The sequence below is a fragment of the Roseomonas acroporae genome, assembly GCF_023223525.1.
GTDB classification, from domain to species: Bacteria; Pseudomonadota; Alphaproteobacteria; order Acetobacterales; family Acetobacteraceae; genus Roseomonas_E; species Roseomonas_E acroporae.
On the sequence record NZ_JALPRX010000166.1, the window covers coordinates 1 to 5,383 of the forward strand.

Consider the following 5,383-nt stretch of genomic DNA (forward strand, 5'->3'; position numbering starts at 1 on the left):
ACCCGTTTCGGAACCCCGATTCCGATCAAACGCAGCATGCTCTAACGGCTTCGGCGAGGACGCGATGGCTTTCACGGTCTCCTTCGGCAACAACGGCAGGGCAGAGGGCTATTCGCTGAGCATCGGCGACGGCACGCTCCAGGACGGCGCCGCGGCCAGCAGCACCGGCGGCACCGGCGGCAGCGTCGGCACCCTGGTCAACGGCGCCCCGATCGCCGTGGCCGGCGTCGCGGGCGGCGGCACCGGCGGCTCGGTCGGGGTCTCCTACGACACCGCCAGCAACACCTTCGACTTCGACGTGCTCGGCAGCACCTACAACGCCGTCAAGAACGCCCTCGTGACCTCGGACACCGGCGCGAAGGTCGCGCTGTCCAACTTCGTCCAGGTCGACGTCAGCTTCGGCGGCGGCAGCGATTCGAGCGTCTCGCTCGCGAACCTCAAGCGCGGCACGATCGGCACCGGCGCCGGCAACGACACCGTCGACATCAGCCTGCTCGCCAACAACGCGGACTGGCAGAACGCCGTCTCCGTCTCCACCGGGGCGGGCAGCGACGTCGTGACGATCAAGAACGGCTCGGCCTTCGGCGGCGCCGGCGTGGTCGACGGCCACCTGACCGCGCTGACCATCGACGGCGGCGCGGGCAACGACACGATCGACCTGTCGGGAATCACCGCCGCCAGGTCGGCCAGCATCACCGGCGGCCTGGGCAACGACACGCTCGCCGGCTCGGCCGGCGGCCACAACACCTTCGTCTACCTGGCGAACGTCAAGAACGGCTCCGACACCATCACCAACTTCCACGGCGACCTCGGCGACCGGATCGCGCTGAACGGCATGTCGCACACCGAGATCAGCCTCGACGACGGCACGCTGGTCCTCCTCGGCGCGGGCGGCAGGTACGGCGCCATCACCCTGGAAGGCGTCACCGCCGTCGACGATCACTGGTTCATCTGACACGCGCGGCGGCCTTCGCCGCCCCTTCCGGCGCCGTCCCTTCCGGCGCCATCCCGTCCGGGGCGCCGCCCCGGACCCCGCGGCGGCGGCCCACCGGGAGCGAGGCTCCCTTCGCTCGCCTTGACGCGGGACCGGCCGGGCGGTCCGGCCGCCCGCAAGAGGCCGGCGCCGGGCATGTCCCGGCGCCCATCCGGGCAGGCGGCCGCGCGCGCCGGCTGCCCGCTTCCCCGGATCCCGGCCGGTGCCCGGGACCGGCGCGAGGCCGGCAGGCCGCCCGGCAGGGGCCGCCGGCGCGGCGCGACCGGTGACGGGGCGACCGATGACGGAGCGACCGGCGGCGGCGCGGCGCGACCGGCGCGAAAGGCCGGGCCGGCGTCGCACGGGGCGGGACGCGCGGGCCGGCCGTCGGCCCTCCCCACCACCCTTTCCCCATCCCCCGGCCCCAGCCCCCGGTCCCATCCCTCGGCCCCATCCCCCGGCCCCATCCCTCGGGCGGCCGCCCGCCATCCTTGCCCGCACGCGGCCCCGTCGATAGGGTGCCGCGCCTGTTGACCGGGGGTGTGGATGCAAGCGCTGTTCTGGCTCGTGGACCGGGTGATCTCGCTCTACATCTGGGCCCTGATCCTGGCGGCCGTGATCAGCCTCCTGCTCGCCTTCCGCGTGCTCGACGGGCGCAACCGCATCGTCTGGAGCATCGCCGACTTCCTGGAGCGGGTGACCGCGCCGGCGCTGCGGCCGATCCGCCGCATGCTGCCCGACCTCGGCGGCATCGACATCTCGCCGCTGATCCTGATCCTGCTGCTGGAGGCGCTGCGCATCCTGCTGCGCGAGATCGCGCCGAGCCTCGGCGTCTACAGCTTCTGATGCGCCCCCACTGATGGCCTCGCGCCCGCCCGCCGCCGAAGCGCCGCCCGGACCCGCCGCCGGCCCGGCCGCCGCGCATTGCTGGCAGCCGGCGGCGGGCGGGCTCGCGGTGCGGGTGAAGGTGCAGCCGCGGGCGCGGCGCGCGGGCTGCGGCGGCCTCGCCCCGGCGGCCGACGGGCCGCGCCTGCGCGTCGCCGTCACCGAGCCGCCCGAGGACGGGCGCGCCACCCGCGCCGCCTGCGCGACCCTGGCCGGGGCGCTCGGCCTGCCGGCGCGGGCGGTGGCGCTGCTGCAGGGCGCGTCCTCGCGCGAGAAGCTGCTCGCTGTCGCCGGCGACCCGGCGGCGCTGGCGGCGGAACTGGAGAGGCTGGAACGGACGGCATGACGGCACGGCTGATCGACGGCAAGGCGGTGGCGGCGGCGCGGCGCGCGGCGCTGGCCGAACGCGTGGCCGCCCTGCCCTTCCGCCCCGCGCTCCGCGTGGTGCGCGTGGGCGAGGACCCGGCGAGCGTCGTCTACGTCCGCAACAAGGACCGCGCGGCGCAGGCGGCCGGGCTCGATTCGGCCACCATCGTGCTGCCGGAGGCCACCACCGAGGCCGGGCTGCTCGCCACCGTCGCCGCGCTGAACGACGACCCGGCGGTGGACGGCATCCTGGTCCAGCTTCCCCTGCCGCCGCACATCCGCGCCGAGGCGGTGATCGCGGCGCTCGATCCGGCCAAGGACGTGGACGGCTTCCACCCGCTCAACGCCGGGCTGCTGGCCATGGGCCGGCCGGCGCTGGTGCCCTGCACGCCGCAGGGGGTGATGATCCTGCTGCGCGAAACCGGCACGCCGCTCGCCGGCGCCCGCGCCGTGGTGCTCGGCCGCTCGCAGATCGTCGGCCGCCCCATGGCGCAGCTCCTGCTCGGCGCCGACTGCACCGTCACCCTCGCCCATTCCCGCACCCGCGACCTCGCCGCCGAGTGCCGCCGCGCCGACATCCTCGTGGCGGCGGTGGGCCGGGCGGAGATGGTGCGCGGCGACTGGATCGCCCCCGGCGCCACGGTGATCGACGTCGGCATCAACCGCCTGCCGGACGGGCGCCTCGTCGGCGACGTGGCCTTCGCCGAGGCCGCCGCGGTCGCGGGCGCGATCACGCCGGTCCCCGGCGGCGTCGGGCCGATGACCATCGCCTGCCTGCTGGAGAACACCGTGGCGGCGGCGCTGGCGCGTCGCGCCACCGCGGCCTGATACGGTCAGGCCCGATACGGGCGGGCTTGAGCGGTACCGGGGCGGGGCGGATCGCCGGCCGGCGGAGGCGCCCGGCGCCGCGAATCCACACCGCAGGCGAGGCCCCGCGACAGGCGGCGGCCCCATGCCGGCACCCGTCACCGGGGCGGGAACCACCGGGTTCCTTCGTCGTATGGGTCGGTGGCATCGTGTCGTGACAACCGGCCATGGCATGGGCGCCGCGGCACGGAGGACGCGGCATGAGCGGCGGGGCACGGGCGGCGGGGCACGGGGGCGGCGAGCACGGGATGGAGTCTGTCATGCAGGATGAGGAGCGCGTCCGCGCCCGCGCCTACGCGATCTGGGAGGGCGAGGGACGCCCGGAGGGGGACCATCGGCGGCACTGGGAACAGGCCAGCCGGGAGATCGCCGCCGAGGATGCGGCGCTCTCGGCCGCGCGGCCGGACGAGGCCGGCCACGACATCCCCGACACCCCCGCCGACGCCTCGCCCGGCGACGACATCCCCGCCGACCTGACGGCGTCCCCTCCCCCTTCCCCAACCCCTGCCGCGCGACGCAAGCCCAGGGCGTCGGCGCAGGCGGATGACGCGACCGGGGAGGCGGCCGGGAAGCCCGCCCCGAAGGTCCGGAAGCCCAGGGCGGCACCGGCCGCCGGCAAGGCCGGCGCCGCCGGCGGGACCGAGACGGCCGCGCCGACCAAGCCCAAGGGCACCCGCAAGCGCTGACGGCGGCCGCGCACCCGGCAGCCACCCGGGTGCCCGCCGCCCCCGGGGTTCTCCCCCCAGGGTTCTCCCCCTCGGGGCGCCTCCGGGTCGTCCCGGAGGAGATACCCGAAGAAATCCCGGGGCGTGCCGCGCTACAGCCCGGCCCGCTCCAGCCGCAGGATGCTGCGGGCCAGCGCCTGGGCACGCGGCACCAGGCTGTCCACCACCAGGAACTCCTCCGGGCTGTGCGCCATCCCGCCCACCGGCCCCACCGCGCAGATCGTCGGCACGCCGAGCGCCGCGGTGAAGCCGCTGTCGGCGCAGCCGCCGGAGAATTCCGCGGCCGGCGCCGTGCCGCCCTCGGCAGCCGCGTCGCGGTAGAGGTCGAACAGCGCGTCCGATGCCGCCGTGCGGTTCAGCGGCACGAACTCGCCCCGCACCGTCAGCGTGGCGCTCGTGCCCGGCACGAAGGAACGCGCCGCGATGGCATGCAGCCTGCCCACGATCTCGTCGCGGTCGGCCGGCTCGACGTAGCGCAGGTCGATCTCGGCCTGCGCGGCCGGCGCCACGGTGTTGACGCTCTGCCCGCCGCTCACCAGCCCGACGTTCAGCGTGATGCCGCGCGCGAGGTCGGTCAGCGCGTGGATGGCGCGGATCTTCTCGGCCAGCTCGCCGATCGCCGAGATGCCGTGCTCGAAATTGCCGCCCGCATGCGCGGCGCGCCCGGCGATGTCGAGCCGCAGGAACACGCCGCCCTTGCGCCCCGTCACCACCCCGCCCGCGGGGTTGTCGGCGCGGTAGCGGCCGGGCTCGCTGTTGAACACCACGCGCGCGCGGCGCGCCTCGGCCTCGATCACCGCGCGGCCCTCGGGCGAGCCGATCTCCTCGTCGCCGGTGAACAGCCCGACCAGCGGCCCGGGCGCGCCGCCGAAGCGGGCGAAGGCGGCCAGCACGAACAGGTTCATCACCAGCCCCGCCTTCATGTCGGCCACGCCCGGCCCGTAGGCGCGGCCGCCCTCGACGCGGAAGGGCCGGCGCGCCGGCTCGCCCTTCGGGAACACCGTGTCGCGGTGGCCCATCAGCACGATTCGCCGTCCCCGGTTGCCGGCGCCGTCCGCCGCCCCCGACCCGTCCGCGCCCGGCGCCGCGACCGTGGCCCGCAGACAGTCGCCGAAGCGCCGCTGCGGCAGCACCTCCACCGGGATGCCCCGCGCCTCGAGGAAGCGGCGCACCTGGGCGCCCACCGCGTCCACCCCCTCCTTGTCGTAGCTGCCGCCGTCGGTGTTCACCATCGCGGCCAGCTCGGCCAGCATCGCCTCGCCCTGGTCGGCGAGCCATGCGAGGATCGCTGCTTCGACGCTCTGGCTCATCGGCCCGGCTCCCTGGCTTCCGGCCATGCCTCGGCCGGCGGCGCGAGGAAACGGCACGGCGCGGCCGGAGACAAGGGACATGGCCCCGGGGAAACGACCCGCGGGACATGGCCGGCGGCGACGCGACGAGGGTGGCGCGCCGAGAGTTGGCGCGACGAGGGCGGCCCGGCCCACCCCGCCCTGCCCACCCCCGCCCCGCGCGCTCCGCCGAGCCGGCAGTCCCGCGCCCGCCGCAGATCTGGGCGCCGCGACCGCAA

Annotated in this window: 6 protein-coding genes; 5 read left to right on the top strand and 1 reads right to left on the bottom strand. The window is 76.2% G+C overall.

The genetic code is table 11. From position 1 onward, the window contains the following. Positions 1-64: 64 nt before the first annotated feature. From M0638_RS27015 to M0638_RS27035, 5 genes are all read left to right on the top strand, one after another. Entirely contained in the window at positions 65-955 is an 891-nt protein-coding gene (locus M0638_RS27015; protein WP_248670059.1) for a calcium-binding protein, read from the top strand. A 564-nt stretch (positions 956-1,519) separates the two neighbouring features. Further along, complete coding sequence (locus tag M0638_RS27020) at positions 1,520-1,819, top strand: YggT family protein (RefSeq protein WP_248670060.1); 300 nt, start codon at positions 1,520-1,522, stop codon at positions 1,817-1,819. A gap of 13 nt (positions 1,820-1,832) precedes the next feature. Next, a complete protein-coding gene (locus tag M0638_RS27025) occupies positions 1,833-2,204 on the top strand; it encodes a DUF167 domain-containing protein (protein WP_248670061.1) in 372 nt (123 codons plus the stop codon). Next, the gene (locus tag M0638_RS27030) at positions 2,201-3,052 is read left to right on the top strand and encodes a bifunctional 5,10-methylenetetrahydrofolate dehydrogenase/5,10-methenyltetrahydrofolate cyclohydrolase (protein ID WP_248670062.1); all 852 of its coding nucleotides are present in this window, start codon (positions 2,201-2,203) and stop codon (positions 3,050-3,052) included. Before M0638_RS27025 ends, M0638_RS27030 begins: the two co-directional genes overlap by 4 nt. Positions 3,053-3,351: 299 nt before the next feature. Further along, the gene (locus tag M0638_RS27035; protein ID WP_248670063.1) at positions 3,352-3,777 is read left to right on the top strand and encodes a DUF2934 domain-containing protein; all 426 of its coding nucleotides are present in this window, start codon (positions 3,352-3,354) and stop codon (positions 3,775-3,777) included. 131 nt (positions 3,778-3,908) lie between these two features. On the opposite strand, the gene M0638_RS27040 is transcribed toward M0638_RS27035, so the two are convergent. Beyond that, a complete protein-coding gene (locus M0638_RS27040) occupies positions 3,909-5,126 on the bottom strand; it encodes a M20 family metallopeptidase (protein WP_248670064.1) in 1,218 nt (405 codons plus the stop codon). Between the last annotated feature and the right edge of the window lie 257 nt (positions 5,127-5,383).